At 57.5% G+C, this 14,744-nt stretch carries 15 protein-coding genes; 5 read left to right on the plus strand and 10 right to left on the minus strand.

From position 1 onward, the window contains the following. The first annotated feature begins 35 nt into the window (after positions 1-35). Complete coding sequence (locus tag HMPREF9696_RS02390) at positions 36-719, plus strand: transglutaminase-like domain-containing protein (protein ID WP_002711347.1); 684 nt, start codon at positions 36-38, stop codon at positions 717-719. 135 nt (positions 720-854) lie between these two features. Here HMPREF9696_RS02390 and HMPREF9696_RS02395 read toward each other — a convergent pair whose 3' ends face one another. Next, complete coding sequence (locus tag HMPREF9696_RS02395) at positions 855-2,045, minus strand: acyl-CoA dehydrogenase family protein (RefSeq protein WP_002711348.1); 1,191 nt, start codon at positions 2,043-2,045, stop codon at positions 855-857. Positions 2,046-2,134: 89 nt separating this feature from the next. Between HMPREF9696_RS02395 and HMPREF9696_RS02400 the strand changes: the two genes are divergently transcribed. After that, a complete protein-coding gene (locus HMPREF9696_RS02400) occupies positions 2,135-4,201 on the plus strand; it encodes an NADPH-dependent 2,4-dienoyl-CoA reductase (protein ID WP_002711349.1) in 2,067 nt (688 codons plus the stop codon). A 158-nt stretch (positions 4,202-4,359) separates the two neighbouring features. On the opposite strand, the gene HMPREF9696_RS02405 is transcribed toward HMPREF9696_RS02400, so the two are convergent. Beyond that, positions 4,360-5,226, minus strand: a complete 867-nt coding sequence (locus tag HMPREF9696_RS02405; protein ID WP_002711350.1) for an SDR family oxidoreductase — start codon at positions 5,224-5,226, stop codon at positions 4,360-4,362. A 74-nt stretch (positions 5,227-5,300) separates the two neighbouring features. On the opposite strand from HMPREF9696_RS02405, the gene HMPREF9696_RS02410 reads away from it, so the two are divergent. Next, positions 5,301-6,086 (plus strand): enoyl-CoA hydratase/isomerase family protein, encoded by a 786-nt coding sequence (locus HMPREF9696_RS02410; protein WP_002711351.1) that lies wholly within the window; start codon positions 5,301-5,303, stop codon positions 6,084-6,086. 91 nt (positions 6,087-6,177) lie between these two features. Here HMPREF9696_RS02410 and HMPREF9696_RS02415 read toward each other — a convergent pair whose 3' ends face one another. Then, the gene (locus tag HMPREF9696_RS02415; protein WP_081602381.1) at positions 6,178-6,837 is read right to left on the minus strand and encodes a TetR/AcrR family transcriptional regulator; all 660 of its coding nucleotides are present in this window, start codon (positions 6,835-6,837) and stop codon (positions 6,178-6,180) included. A gap of 390 nt (positions 6,838-7,227) precedes the next feature. On the opposite strand from HMPREF9696_RS02415, the gene HMPREF9696_RS21540 reads away from it, so the two are divergent. Further along, entirely contained in the window at positions 7,228-7,671 is a 444-nt protein-coding gene (locus HMPREF9696_RS21540; RefSeq protein ID WP_157169990.1) for a hypothetical protein, read from the plus strand. A gap of 37 nt (positions 7,672-7,708) precedes the next feature. Next, positions 7,709-8,476: a S1 family peptidase gene (locus tag HMPREF9696_RS02420; RefSeq protein ID WP_002711353.1), complete on the plus strand. Its 768-nt coding sequence runs from the start codon at positions 7,709-7,711 to the stop codon at positions 8,474-8,476. Positions 8,477-8,481: 5 nt separating this feature from the next. Here HMPREF9696_RS02420 and HMPREF9696_RS02425 read toward each other — a convergent pair whose 3' ends face one another. From HMPREF9696_RS02425 to HMPREF9696_RS02455, 7 genes are all read right to left on the minus strand, one after another. Then, entirely contained in the window at positions 8,482-8,706 is a 225-nt protein-coding gene (locus tag HMPREF9696_RS02425) for a hypothetical protein (protein WP_157169991.1), read from the minus strand. 443 nt (positions 8,707-9,149) lie between these two features. After that, the gene (tnpC, locus tag HMPREF9696_RS02430) at positions 9,150-10,691 is read right to left on the minus strand and encodes an IS66 family transposase (RefSeq protein ID WP_002711355.1); all 1,542 of its coding nucleotides are present in this window, start codon (positions 10,689-10,691) and stop codon (positions 9,150-9,152) included. A 72-nt stretch (positions 10,692-10,763) separates the two neighbouring features. Then, the gene (tnpB, locus tag HMPREF9696_RS02435; protein WP_002711356.1) at positions 10,764-11,123 is read right to left on the minus strand and encodes an IS66 family insertion sequence element accessory protein TnpB; all 360 of its coding nucleotides are present in this window, start codon (positions 11,121-11,123) and stop codon (positions 10,764-10,766) included. Beyond that, on the minus strand, positions 11,120-11,641 hold the full coding sequence (tnpA, locus tag HMPREF9696_RS02440) for an IS66 family insertion sequence element accessory protein TnpA (RefSeq protein ID WP_002711357.1): 522 nt from the start codon (positions 11,639-11,641) through the stop codon (positions 11,120-11,122). The genes tnpB and tnpA overlap by 4 nt, the downstream gene beginning before the upstream one ends. Positions 11,642-12,030: 389 nt before the next feature. Then, entirely contained in the window at positions 12,031-12,738 is a 708-nt protein-coding gene (locus HMPREF9696_RS02445; RefSeq protein WP_002711358.1) for a DUF1045 domain-containing protein, read from the minus strand. Between the two features lie 22 nt (positions 12,739-12,760). Continuing rightward, positions 12,761-13,951, minus strand: a complete 1,191-nt coding sequence (locus HMPREF9696_RS02450) for an alpha-D-ribose 1-methylphosphonate 5-triphosphate diphosphatase (RefSeq protein WP_002711359.1) — start codon at positions 13,949-13,951, stop codon at positions 12,761-12,763. Then, the gene (locus tag HMPREF9696_RS02455) at positions 13,944-14,606 is read right to left on the minus strand and encodes an LbetaH domain-containing protein (RefSeq protein ID WP_002711360.1); all 663 of its coding nucleotides are present in this window, start codon (positions 14,604-14,606) and stop codon (positions 13,944-13,946) included. Before HMPREF9696_RS02455 ends, HMPREF9696_RS02450 begins: the two co-directional genes overlap by 8 nt. Between the last annotated feature and the right edge of the window lie 138 nt (positions 14,607-14,744).

Here is a 14,744-nt window from a genome sequence, read left to right on the forward strand (position 1 = left end):
TTGTTAGGTGAATGGCATTACCGCTCGAGGCGTAAGTGACATTGAAGCCGGACCTCGCGAAATTTCTCGCTCCAACGCACTACGTGGATTGCGGTGCACCTGCGATTAAAGATTTTGTCTCCCGTGTGGTTGGCAACGAAAAAGGACAGTCGACAACTGAGAAGGCAATCCTCTTATTTAATGCGGTACGTGATCAGATCAGATATGATCCCTACGCGGTGAGTTTGTTTGAAGCCGATTATCGGGCAAGCCAGATTCTCAAAAAGCCTTCGGCGTTTTGCGTTCCGAAAGCAATAGTTTTGACGGCGGCCATGCGCGCAGCGGGGATCCCCGCTGCGATTGGCTTTGCGGACGTTCGCAACCATTTGAATTCCCCCAAGCTGACGGAGTTGATGGGAACCGATCTTTTCATCTATCACGGCTACGCCGCGATTTGGCTTGACGGCAAGATGTTCAAAATTACGCCCGCGTTTAACATGGAGCTATGCGAACGGTTTGGAGTTCGACCTCTTATCTTCAACGGTACAGCCGACGCCTTATTTCACGAGTTTGACACCAGCGATCACCGTCATATGGAATATGTGAATGATAGAGGCTGGTTCACCGACCCTCCTGTAAAAACGATGCTTGAGGACTTCCGCGTTGCCTATCCAGCGTTAGTGACTTTGAATAATCGGGGTGGCTCAATCGACGACGCTGCGTTCGAGCGTCTCGATTAGAAGATGGGCGGAGCGATCGAAAACACTGAATCTGGAAACCCTGTTAAGATGCGGTCGGAATCATCTATTGGACCAGGGAAAACCCACGCACGGCCACCCAGGTTTCGCCGCAGTATGGCAGCGGCGATAGCTTGTTCATTCAAAGGTCTGCTCCAATTTGGAGGGCTGTTTGGCGTATTGAACAGCGACACGACCGACCTTTTCGCGTGCGATAACAAGTTTCTGAATTTGTGCGGTCCCGTCACCGATTTGTAGGCCCATGACATCGAGGTAACGCTGATGAAATGGCAAATCCGTCGTGTAACCGTAATGGCCGTGGGTGAGGAGGCACTGGTGGATGACTTCGCAGGTTACCTTTGGTACATACCATTTACACATCGCAGCTTCCGCTGTGTGCGGAAGCCTGCGATCTCTTAGTGAAAGCGTATAGTAGCAAAGCTGCCGCATCATCGTTAGCTGAGTCTCCGCTTCTGCGAGCGGAAAGCTCACGCCTTGAAACTGGGCGATCGGCCGTTCGAAGGCGGTGCGTTCAGTTGAGTATTTCCATGCTTCATCGACCGAAGCCTGCGCCGGTCCAATGCACTCAAGGCCGATCAATGCACGGCTGTAGTCGAAGCCCGACATGATTTTGGAGAAGCCTTTATTCTCCTCTGCCATCAGGCACTCTGCCGGAACGAAAACATCGTCGAAGAACACTGAGCCGCGGCCCACAGGTTTCGTGCCGATGTCGTCAAAGTGAGTGCGCGTAATGCCGCTCTGCGCTAGATCGACAAAGAATGCGCTAACGCCGCGCGCACCATCCTTGACCTTTCCAGTACGGGCGAAGACGACCGCAGCGTCGCATTGGTTCGAAAAGCTCATGGAAGTTTTTTCGCCATTAAGCCGGAAGCCATTACCGGATTTTTCGGCCCGCAAAACGAGGTTGGCGGCGTCCGAACCGCCTCTTGGCTCTGTCAGGCCTAGGCCGATGATCTTCTCACCGCGGGCCACTTGCGGTAGCCAATCCTGCGCAATCTCGGGTGAGGCGTGCTCTGCAAGCATCCCGCCGAGCAATGACGCCAGTAGCTGGACGTAGCTAGCGTTGAAGTCTCCATACGCGATCTGCTCGACAATAATGCCCGCCGTCACGCTGCTCTCTCCAAGGCCGCCGTATTTTTCAGGTAGATCGGCACCGATCAGGCCGAGTGACCCCATTTCTTTCAACATGGCACGGTCAATGCGGTGCTCACTTGCCCGCCGCTGATAGTGGGGCTTCAGCTTGTCAATTGCGAAGCGCTTAGCGGCTTCCTGGAAAGCCAGCTGTTGCTCGCTAAGCGCGTAATCCATCGCGACCTCTCCTATCCAAATGATCTTGAAATTCTTGCATTCAGTCTAACAACTGTTAGAAATTAAACAACCAACTGCGGAGCCAAATCATGCTGACGCCAGCTCGCTCGGGACCGTCGCGCTATCCCCATTTGCTTTCGCCCTTGAAAATCGGCCGAACCACGCTGCGTAACCGCTTGATAATGGGGTCGATGCATACCCGTCTCGATATGGAGGAGAATGGCGTGCACAAAATGGCGGTTTTTCTTGCTGAGCGTGCCAAGGGGGAGGTCGGGCTTATTATTACTGGTGGCTATGCGCCTAACACCTCGGGTCTGCTTGAGCCTAGCGGGCCGATTCTAACCGAACCTGCGCAAGGTCGCGAACTTCGCCGCATCACCGATGCCGTGCATCAGCACGGTGGCAAAATCTGCCTGCAGGTTTTGCATTCGGGTCGATATTCCAAGCAACAAGACTGCGTCGGTCCTTCGGACATCCCAACCCGCATCAATCGATTTCTCCCGCGCGCAATGACTGGCGCGGAAGTTGAACAGACGATCTCGGATTACGTCCGCTGCGCGCTTCTTGCCAAAGAGGCAGGATTCGACGGCATTGAGATCATGGGATCCGAAGGTTATCTCATTAATCAGTTCGCGGTGCTTCGTACCAACAACCGCAGCGACGAGTGGGGCGGATCGGAGGAAAATCGTCATAGGCTCGCAGTGGAAATAGTCAAGCGCTCACGGGCCGCCACCGGCGCCGACTTCATCATTGTCTACCGAATTTCTGCGTTGGACCTCGTCGAGGGCGGCGCAACGGGCGAGGAGATTGACCGGCTTGCCCAACGGGTAGAAGCCGCGGGCGCCGACATTCTCAACACCGGTATCGGTTGGCATGAAGCGCGCGTTCCCACGATTGCTTACGTCATCCCGCGCGGCGCATGGCGTTTTGCGGCCTCACGGTTGAAGAAGGCGGTGGGAATTCCCGTCGTGGCATCAAACCGCATCAATACGCCCGATGGGGCCGAGGAAATTCTGGCGGCTGGCGACAGCGATCTCATATCGATGGCCCGTCCGATGCTGGCCGATCCCCACTTCGCAAAGAAGGTGCGTGAGGGTAATGCCGCAAAAATAAACATCTGCATCGCCTGCAACCAAGCCTGTCTTGATCTTATCTTTTCCGAGCGAACCGCGAGTTGCCTGGTTAATCCGCGCGCCTGCCATGAGACGGAATTCGAAGACGGTCCAGCTGCGACCTCGCGCAAGGTAGCAGTGATCGGCGCAGGCGCAGGCGGACTAGCCGCTGCGGCGGAAGCTAGGCGACGCGGGCACAAGGTAACCTTGTTTGAGGCCGCTGATAGCATAGGCGGGCAGATTAACCTCGCCCGAGCAGTCCCGGGCAAAGTCGAGTTCGATGAGCTTTTGAATTATTACAACGGCCAGATTGCCGATAGCGGCGTCGATCTCAGACTGAATTCGGCGCCAACAGTCATTGAACTGAACGACGCCCGATTTGATGCCGTCGTAGTCGCCTGTGGTGTTCATCCACGCGTGCCGGAGATTGAGGGCATCAATCATTCGAAGGTAGTGTTCTACAACGACCTATTGAGCGGAAGGCGTCACGCTGGAAGGCGGGTTGCCATCATCGGTGCCGGAGGCATCGGTTTCGATGTTGCTGAATATCTCTGCCATTCGCAGCCTGATGAATCACCGAAATCACGAGCGATGGATATTCGTGAGTTTCAGCAGGAATGGAATATCGATGCCAGCCTTATGAAGGCCGGTGGACTTTCTGGCGATCCGCTGGCTTCAAAGCCAAGTCCACGCGAAATTACAATCTTGCAGCGCAAGAAAACACGACCAGGATTAGGCCTCGGCGTCTCGACCGGTTGGATCCTGCGCAGCAGTCTAGAAAAGCGCGGAGTCAAGCTGATCGGAGGAGTTAGCTATCAGCTAATCGACGACCAAGGTCTACATTTCGCCGTCGAGGGCGACACGCGTACGCTTGCCGTAGACACGATCGTGATTTGCGCCGGTCAAGAGTCTAACCGCGTCATGTTTGATGATTTGCGCGAGGCAGGAATAGAAGCGCATGTGATAGGTGGTGCGAAGGAAGCCACCGAACTCGACGCAATGCGCGCGATCCAGGAGGGTACGCGGGTCGCGCAATTGCTATGATGCAACCGGGAACCTGAGATGAGTTCGCAAAACGCCAACTGATCGCTGATATCCAGTCCGCAATCTATTCACTTGTCCGACTTTTTCCGAAGCCGGGATCGGTGGCCTGCCGGATTTCCGGAGTTTTCGCATCTAACCCATCGTAACGATTATAACTACTACGACAATCCTGCGTCGCCGCGCTCGCGTTTGGCAAATTTAACGGAGTCGATCATATCGCGGGCGTCGTGGGCCAGATGTAACGTCTCGCCACCATCAATGTACCATTCCTCACCGGTTACAAATTGACCGAGAGGCGAGGACAGAAAAATGATTGCCGCTGAGATATCCTCGACGCTGCCCATTCGTCCTAACACATTGCGGTTGCGCCTGACCCATTCGTCCGGCGCTATCGGATAGCGGCCAAGCGCCTCGGTTTTGATCGTTCCAGGTGCGATACAGTTCAGGCGAATACCAAATTCCGCCCACTCAAAGGCGAGCGTTCTCATCATCGCAGTAACCCCGCCGCGCGCGGCCGCGGTATGCACGAAGCCGCTTAGGCCGCTGCGGATACAGGCGGTTACGAACACAATCGATCCGCCGTTTGCCATCATGAAATGGTCCGCAACCGCCTTGGTTACTTGCCAAGAACCGATCAGGTTGTTGCGGATGACAGTCTCAAAGCCTTTGTTGGTGAGTTTGCTAGCTGGCGTCACGAATTGCCCGCCGGCATTATTAACGAGGATATTCAAGCCGCCGTACTCGGCTTTGATCTTCTGCATCGCGTGCTCAATCAGGTCCGGCTCACGAATATCCGCCGATACAGCAAATGCTTCGCCACCCGCGTCGCGGATTATCTTTGCGGTGCTCTCTATCGGATCAATGCGACGACCGAGAAGGGCGATGCGGGCCCCGCAGCACGCCATTTCAATTGCCGTGGCGCGGCCCATGCCAGTGCCGCCGCCGGTGACGAGTGCTACCTGACCCCTGAGAAGGTCCAGCGCGAAGCGCGTTTTTGAAGGACTGTCGTGCATCACCGATCCCATGCCTGAAATTCCTTTGTGTTCGATCAAGCTTGATGTATTCTAACATATGTTAGAATATACTAGAAGGCTGATCGATGTCAGAAGTTGAACCTATTCATTACTCGGTCAAAGATAACATCGCGACCATTACAATTGATCGGCCGGCGCGTAAGAACGCTTTGTCGGTTGAGGCAATGAACGGTTTGACTAATGCTTGGGAGCGTGTCGAACAGGATTCACACGCGAGGGTGGTAATCCTGACTTCAGCTGACTGCGGAGTATTTTCCGCCGGTCTGGATCTTAAGCAGGCAGCCGAGATAAAGGCGCGTGACGGCGTCGATATATTGACGTTGATGCGCGATCCGATGCAAACGGCCATGCGGGCTGTTTCAAAGCCAATTATCGCGGCGATGACCGGCTCGTTGATGGCTGGCGGGATGCTGTTGGCGCTGAAGTGCGATCTTAGAATAGGCTTACGGGGAACACGCGTCGGTATTACCGAGGTCAAGATGGGGAGGGGATCGCCGTGGGCGGTACCGCTGCTCTGGATGTTACCGCAACCGGTTCTGATGGAGCTTGTTCTTATCGGCGAAACCCTGCCGATCGAACGGCTCGCGGGATACGGCTTCGTCAATTATCTTGAAGAAACACCCGACGATGTTCGCGCTCGCGCATTGCAGCTTGCGCTTAAAATTGTAGAAGGCGCACCATTGTCGGTTAGGGCGGCCAAGGCCAGCGTATTAGCCGCAATGGACCTTGGCTGTGAGAAGGGACTTGTTGAGGCCAACAAACTCCACGTTGAGACGTACGGAAGCCTCGATGCCGTTGAAGGCCCGCGAGCCTTTGCTGAGAAACGCAAACCGATTTGGCAAGGTAAATAAAGGGAGACAGATCACAATTTGCCGAACGATGTCCCGCCTTTCAGGCCATAGCGGAATTCAATCCCACTGAGGCTTGTCAAAACTGGAAACGCTAACGCGGAATAATGCCGTTGAAGATTAAATACGAAGTCCGCTCTGCTAATTCTTGGACCGAATTACTTTTTCTTGCGTCGAACCACTCGACTGTCCAGTTCATAGCACCAAGTATGAATCTCCGCAGAGGAACAATTAATATCTCCGAACGGATTTCGCCTGCACGTTGGGCATCCGCCAACATGTCATCCCAATATTTGCCATAAGCGCGGCGTAGGGGTCGATGCCGTTTCTTTATGCGCTCGGGCAATTGACCGTAAACACGCATATTTGCAGATGTATAGTCACTCTCTTGCAGCAGAGTAACGAGATGTGCTTTGATCGCGGCTCCGATCTTTTTGCGGTGTCCTCCCTTGCCAATGTTGTTCGCGCTCGCCTTTACCGCATGGAATATGCGCTGCACTCCGAGCTCTAGGATTTCGTCCAATATCGCGGTTTTCGAATCAAAGTGGTAATAAATACTTCCCGCCTTCATTCCCGCCTTGTCGGCGATCTGTCGAAGCGTCGTGGCAGAATAGCCCTGCTGCCGGAAAAGCTGGGCTGCCACCCGAAGAATAACTTCACGCGAAATTTGCGATTTCTGCGGAGCAGCTGGTTCGATTTTTTTACGATTGGAATCGCGCTTGGCAACCCGCTTTGTTTTTGATGAAGACTTCAAATTTTGCTCGTTTCAATCCAAATCGCATCACCGTTCAAAGTTCAGCATATGCACGAGAGGAGGCAAATAGTCTTCTAGTAGACCATGAAATCCGTTCGGGCAACATTCCGAAACTCGAAAACTTGCAGCTTGTTGCGATCCTTCATGTGGAAAAAATCAGTGGCAACTGCGTCGCCGCTCACTTAGACGGCCAGATGTTCTTCTTATTGCTCGGGTTGATGATCGATCGACTAAGATAATTGACTATATTTTGGTTCCATTGCTTTTCTTACCCAATGAAAATTGGCTTACGATCACTAAGCGGAGGCTTGAAAAAATGAGCTTCCATCAAATGACTACACTGGATCGGCTGTTTTCGCTATGTGAGAGAAGAGAATTGGGAGCGGCGTCGTGACAATAAAACGTGAACATTTGGCACAACGAGCACAGCTTCGACGTAACATTGCGAAGAAAGAAGCCGAACAACAACAGGCTGCCCGGCGGATGCATATTTCGGAAATTCTAGATCAAGTAAGGGAGATAATCGTTAACAAAGAAATTATTGAACTCTTAGCCACGCAAAAAATCAAAAGCGCACCCGATTGTTTGTTTAAGCATCGGCATTTGCCACCCCAATCAATGACGCATGCCCAGATCTCGGATGAGATTCTTATTTTTGTGGCTGCATGGAAGTTTCTATTTCCGGCAATCGGAAATCCCAAGATCGGCGATTGTCTTGAACGGACATGGCCAGGGTTCATAATCGATTTCAAAGATACCTTTATTACACTGGTAATGGACGGCCCCTTTCCTGGTGAAAGAAGAACTCCATTTCGTCCAACACATTTTAGCTAACTTGCCCTCCGGTCAATCGACGATAGATGGAAGACCTATGTGCTTTTTACGTATTTTTGGTTCGGTATTTTTCGTAACTTTGATTGCATTCTCTCGGGAGAGTAACGCCATCACCGGCAGCCGCTCGGCGCCGTCCGAGGCTGTCGCACGTTCTGTCGTCACCATCATCGGCTCGCGCGGCACGGTCTGCACCGGGACGCTGATCGCGCCGAACATCGTGCTCACCGCAGGTCATTGCGTGGCACCCGGCACGAACTATCGAGTGATCGACCTGAGCACGCAGCCGCCGAAACTCATCACCGCGCAGAAGGCCGTGACGCATCCGCAATTCAACATGCAGACGATGCTGGCGCATCGCGCTACCGCCGATGTCGCGCTGTTGCTGCTGCCTTCATCCGTGCCGAACAAATCTGCGGCGATACTCGGCATGCCGAAAATTCCGATTCAGCCGGGCTCGCGGTTCACGGTCGCTGGCGTCGGCGTCACGACATCGGGCGGCGACGACGGCGTCGGCACGGTGCGGGCGGCTAATCTTGTCGTCACCGGAAATCCCGGCACGCTGCAAATTCGCCTGGTCGATCCCGGCACGCAAAACAAAAGCGCGGGCATGGGCGCATGCACCGGAGATTCCGGGGCGCCTGCATTCCAGGATCAGGACGGCAAATCTGTACTCGCCGGCGTCGTGAGCTGGTCCACCGGACCGAACAACGCCGACGGCTGCGGCGGCCTCACAGGCGTGACGCCGCTGACGATCTACCGTGACTGGATTTTAAAAACCGCGCGCGAATGGGGCGCGGCTCTTTAGCCTAGTCAGTGGCCATGACGCCGCCACACCCGATGCCGCCACTTGCGGCCCGGATAGACCGCAGGCGGCGTCGTGTAAGCGCGCTGATAATCCTGACGCGATTCCTGCAGCCTGCGCTGATAGCCGGGAGAACTCATCAGGTTCGCAGCACCACCGCGCGCGAATGCGGGCGCTAGATTTGAGAGTTCGACGGTCGCAAAAACCACGAGCAGAACTGCGGCGAATTTCATCTGTCTTGTCATGGCTCGGCCCCTGCATCCACACCAACTCTATCCCGCGCTGTGGCAGCGCTGAACCCGCTTTCGATCACGTTCTATTGTGGAGACAACGCCAAATCCGATTGAACCATTGCCGCGACGAATAGACGGAATTCGTGGTTGAGCAGTTCCATCGATAAGAAGATCGCGACCAAAGACATGAAAGCTGACCGCGTGAGCGCCGGTTTACCGCACAAAGCTGATCGCCCCAATTACACGCATCACTGATCTCCCCAGACCCGCTGCTTCCAAGCGCAACCTATGAGGGAGGGGGCAAGGTCAGTCATCGCAAAATAGGGTCTGTGTGCCTCAGGGAAGGGGCCTCAGGAGCCATCCAACGTGCGCGCAGTGCGATACATTTCCAAGGTCCAGGAAATCGCTGCGGCGCCGTAAGCGTCAATTCCTTACACGTGGGCTTAGTGGAGGGTGTTGGAAGGCCGCCAATTCCAGGGCAGGATTTCGTCGAGCCGGTTCATCGGATACCCGTTGGACATGCGCTCGAGCACATCCTTGAGATAGGCGAATGGCTCGACATTGTTGAGCTTGGCGGTGGTGATGAGCGAGCAGACCGTCGCCCAGCGTGCTGCGCCGCCATCGGATCCGGCAAACAGATGGTTCTTGCGGCCGAGGGTAACGGGACGGATCGCGCGTTCGACCGTGTTGGTGTCGAGTTCAATGCGGCCGTCGTCGAGGAAGCAGCAAAGCGCGTCCCAGCGGCTCAAGGCGTAGCGGATGGCATCGGCGAGGCCGCCGCGGGGTGGGAGTCGAGCGAGCTGCTGGTCGAGCCAGGCCTTCAGCGCAGCAACCAGTGGTCTGGTCGCTGATTGGCGCATGGTCTGCCGCGCAGCGGCGGTTTGGCCGCGGATGGATGTCTCGATCGCATACAGTTCAGCGATGCGTCGCAGCGCCTCGGCTGCGACCGGCGACGCGGTCGCCTGTTGCACCTCGTAGAACTTTCTCCTGGCGTGAGCCCAGCAGCCGGCGAGTTCGATGCGGCCACCTTCGCGGAGCCGATCGAAGCCGGGGTATCCGTCAACCTGCACGACGCCACTGAACGCCGCCAGATGCGAGGCGGGACGCTCCGCCTTCCGATCGGGGCTGTAAAGATAGAGAGCGGCCGGCGGATCAGGTCCATTCCAGGGCCGGTCATCGCGAGCGTACACCCACAGTCGGCCTGTCTTGGTGCGCCCACGGCCAGGATCGAGCACCGGGATCGGCGTGTCGTCAGCGAACAGCTTTTGCGAGTTGAAGACGTGCTCGGCGAGCCTTGCCTGCAATGGCTCCAGCCACCAGCAGGCGCCGCCGACCCAGTTCGCCAGGGTCGAACGATCCAACTCGACACCCTGCCGGGCAAAGATCTGGCTCTGTCGATACAGGGGAAGATGATCGCAGTATTTGGAGACAATCACGTGAGCCAGAAGAGCCGCCGTCGCGAGGCCCTTGGCGATCGGGCGCTCCGGAGCCGGTGCCTGGTGGATGGTCCCGCAGGCCCGGCAGCCGTAGCGCGGCCGGCAAATGCGAATGACCCGCAGCCGTGCTGGTACGTGGTCGAGCATCTCGCTCGTGGTCTCGCCGATCAGATGGAGATTGCCCCCACAGCAACGGCAGGTCTGATGATCGAGGTCGAGCCGAACATCTTCGCGCTCAAGATGGGAGGGCAGGCTCGCCCGCTCGCCCTGTGTCTTCGTCGTCTTGCCCTGGGCGGGCGATGGCGGAAGCCTGGCTTCCGTCCGTGCAAGATCGACATTGAGATCCTCCAAACTGAGCCGCAGCTGATCGTCATCAAGCTGCTCGGCCCGCCGGCCGAACTGGCTACGCTGGAGCTTCTTGATGATGAGGTTGAGCCGTTTGATCTCGGCCTGCGCTTCGCTGAGGCTGGTGCGCTCTGCGGCAAGCGAGCGCACCAGCTTCTGCAGTGTCCCCACATCGTTCGGCAGAGCGGCGAGATCGATCTCCATGACGAGGAAGATTAACCGACTCGCGCCGCTCTCGCCGCACTGATTGTCTCATCGAGTCAATCAGCCGCAGCGTCAGCCCGCGATTGCCGGACGCCATCGTTGCTCCGGCGCGCGCCAGTCGACGCCTTCGATCAGTAGCGACAACTGGGCCGAGGTCAGCGACAGCGTCTCGTCCACCTTCATGCTCGGCGGCCACAGGAACATGCCTTGCTCGAGCCTCTTGGTGAAGAGACAAAAGCCGGTGCCGTCCCAGTAGATAATCTTGATCAGGTTGGCCCGGGTGCGTCCACGGAACACGAACAAGTGGCCCGTGAACGGATCCTGGTGCAGCACGCCCTGCACCAGCATGGCGAGGCCGTCGATGCCCTTCCTCATGTCGATGAAGCCTAGGGCCAGATGGACCTTCACATTTGGCGGGAGCATGGTCGTCATGACAGCGCCTCCATATCGGCAGATGCCGGGCGGGACAGCGGGTCATCGCTAATCCGCACGGTGACAAACGCCGGCGCTGCCAGATCTTGCTTCCATCGGCGCAGAACGCGACGATCGATGCCATAGCGACGCGCCACATTGGCGCTCGCCCCTGGTCGCGCGGCCTCTGCCAGGATCGAGGCCTTGTCTGCCTCGCTGAACCGGCGGCGATGCCCCTCGCGTGGCCGCGGAACAATGGGCGTTCTGACCGCGAGGAGGGATAAGTCCCCCGGACTTAAAGGCGGACCAACGGGGGGACTTAGGGGAGGACTTAAGGGGCGCCGCCGGTAGAGCAACTTGCGTTGCAACGGCTCCGGTTCGGCTTTGAACTTCTGGCGCCAGTTCTCGAATGCCTTCTGTGGCAGATTATGAAACTCGCAATATTGCCGCTGATTCAAGTCGCTACGCTTCCACGCCTCATGGTGTGCCCGCCAGAAGTCCTCGCCCTGACGTCTCCACACCCGCTTGTCGTTCGACATCTCGCTCTCCTCATCTACAAATCGAGAGCGAGAACAGATCGCGTCCGCAATAGCCTATTCAAGCGTGTCAGAATTCAGCGCTTACGCGGCGCCTGAAGACCTTTATTGCGAATTCCCTGATACAGCGTCGCAATAGCCTGATGCATCGAAAGAATTTCCCTGTTAATTTCAGGTACGAATATAGCTAAACTGCTGTGGGACAGGGGTTTCTTGTCGATTTAGAGGCACTCATTGCGCAAAAATCGCTGGATTACCCTGTAAAATTCCCTGTTAGCAGGGAATTCGATTGGAGACGGGCGCGAACGCCACTGGGTCGCCAGCCAGTTTGACCCTGCATCGATAAAATCGCGCCGTTCAACTCGCCGCTGCAGCGACGAGGTGCGCGTCTCTCATGCCCGGGCCGGCGTGAGCGGCCAGTGGTGGACGATCGTGAATCGGGTCGTCGCACCGTCCTGACGCAAGAGCGCCAGACGGTCGATCGCGATCGTTTCAAGGTTCAGCGCGGCGAACCTGTCCCGAAGGATAGCGGTGACGGATTCCAGCCGGTCTGCCGGAAGCGAGCCCGCCAGGGTCATGTGGAAGCGGAAGTCGTCCATCACATAGGGATAGCCCCAGCGGTCGAGATGCGCGATCTGCCGCCCCGAGAGCACAGACGCGTTGCGGCGTTCGCGATCTGCAGCCGTCAGCGGCGCACGGAAGCCGTCGAATGCCGTCACGCAATCCCGCGCGAAGGCTTGAAGGGCTTCGCAAGGTGGGTCCGGGACAACGGCGATGAAACTGCTGATGCTGCGAACGGTTGGAGTAATCACCGGTATTGCGCGCGGTGTTCGCGCAAACGCGGCCATCGCCGAAATCAAGTCACCCTCTGTCCGGTTCGCGGCGAGCGCGATCGGCGCCTTCAGCGTGGCATGAAATCCGTACTTGCGGGGATCGCCGGTGAAACGCGCCCAGCCGTCAACTTCGCTTTCGATGTTCGGGGCGAAAGCCAGCGGTTGGCCCGCATAGGCGTCGTATCCAATCAGGCTCGCGCCGAACCGATACAGGACGCTGTCGGCTGCGGGGACGAAGTAGATGGCGTAACGGGGATATTGCGACATGCGGATCTGAGTAGCCGTCCGGTCAGGCCGGTTCAACCTGCCGCATTGCTGCAGACGCCGATAAAACGCGCTGCGGTTCTGTCAGATGGACGATGCGCCCTTCGGTCATGGCCGCGATCACGCGGGGCCTGAGCGGCTCCTGCGCGTCGACCAGGATAATGTCAGCGCGTTTTCCCGGAGCGATTTCGCCGCGGTCGCGCAGCCCGGTCGCGGCGGCAGGTGCGCCCGATACCAGCGACCATGCTTGCTCAAGCGGCAGGATGTTATCGGCGGCCAGCATGAAGGCGGCGAGCAGGGGAGCGGGATAGTAATAGTCCGATGCCAGGATCGAGCACAGGCCCTTGCTCACCATGTCCGAAGCGCTGGTCCATCCGGTATGGCTTCCGCCGCGCACCACATTCGGCGCGCCGAACACGGTGAAGTCTCCGGCATCGGCCGCCGCCCGCGCCGTTTCCTCGTTGATTGGAAACTCGGCGAGACGGACACCCATGGCCCGGAACTCAGCGCGCTGTTCGGGCGACTTGTCGTCATGGGACAGCAGGGGGATCCCGTAGTCATTTGCAATGGCGGCGAGCCGGGCAATGGACGCGGGAACGCTCTGCGCGCCGGCCAGAACGCGCTCGACCAGCTTGTCGAATTCGCTTTCGCTGAGACCGGCCCGTTCCACCATGCGCATCCGCTTCTTCGGATTGCTCATGGATGCGCTGGTCATGTCCATGTGGTCGTTGAAAGCGAGGAGATGGACGCGGCCGGTGACCAGCCATTCGGCAATCGTTGGCTCGGCGTCAAGGTTGTAGGTCTCCTGCCGCAGGTGAAAACGGGTGTCGGCGGCGAGTTGAGGCTGCATGGCCTCGATCGCGTCGAGAAGACGGTGTGCATTCTCCGTCCCGCGCAGGCCGGGCTCCCAGGACCAGGTGGTGGCATGAAATACGGTGGTGATGCCGTTGGCAATCGCCTGCCGGTCGCTGTCGAGCAGCGCAACGTCGATGGGAAAGCCGACGCCCGGGCGCGGCATCATCTGGCGCTCGAACGCATCGCCGTGCATGTCAACGATACCGGGAAGCGCGAGGAGGCCGCGGCCATCGAGGCGCAACGCCTTCGCTGCGCTTCGCGATGACGTCTCTGCGATCTCGCCGCCCTCGATATGGATGGAAGCGTCAACGAACTCATGCCCGATGAGCGCCTTGCCGCCTTCAATCAGAATGTCAGTCATGTACCAGCTCTTTCAAGGCGCGATCCGTTGATTCGGCGTTGCGATACTTCTCGATAAAGCCTTCAACCGGAAGGGTCCGGAAGTCCGGCAAGGCCTGTCGCAGGCGCTCATGGTCCCAGTCCCACCACGCCAGCGCTAACAGTTCTTGCGCGATGCGCTCGGGAAACCGCCGCCGGATCGGCTTGGCGGGATTGCCGGCAACGATCGTGTAGGCGGGGACATCCTTCGTCACCACGGCGCCCGCTGCGATGACGGCGCCGCTGCCGATACTGCGGCCGGGCAGCACGATGGCGCCGTGGCCGACCCAGACATCGTGCCCGAATGTCACATGATGAGCGCGCCGCCAGTCGAAGAATGCCGCCTCGTCCGTTTCACCCGCAAAGTAGGCGCTGGCGCGATACGTAAAATGTGCCTGCGATGCGCGGTGCATCGGGTGATTGCCGGGATTGATCCGCGTCATCGCGGCGATCGAGCAGAATTTTCCGATCGTTGCGTAGGCAATCTGGCTGTCGTTGACGACGTAGGAATAGTCGCCGAGGTTCACTTCGTGCAGGACGGTGCGGGCGCCGATTTCGCAATAGGCTCCGGCGCTGCTGTCGCGAAGCATTGCCGTCGGGTCGATGAAGGGTTGAGCCGACAGAATCTTTCCGGCCATGACAATGATTCCGGTAACTGGGAGAGACAACGTCTCTTCACGGCATTTCGTGACAGCATCATGAAGCCTGGATGACGGCAAACAATTTCGCGCAGCAGGCGCATTGTCTGCGGAAAAGACTGCCCGCCAGCACGAGCG

Origin of the sequence: Afipia clevelandensis ATCC 49720 (assembly GCF_000336555.1) — a bacterium.
Taxonomy (GTDB): domain Bacteria; phylum Pseudomonadota; class Alphaproteobacteria; order Rhizobiales; family Xanthobacteraceae; genus Afipia; species Afipia clevelandensis.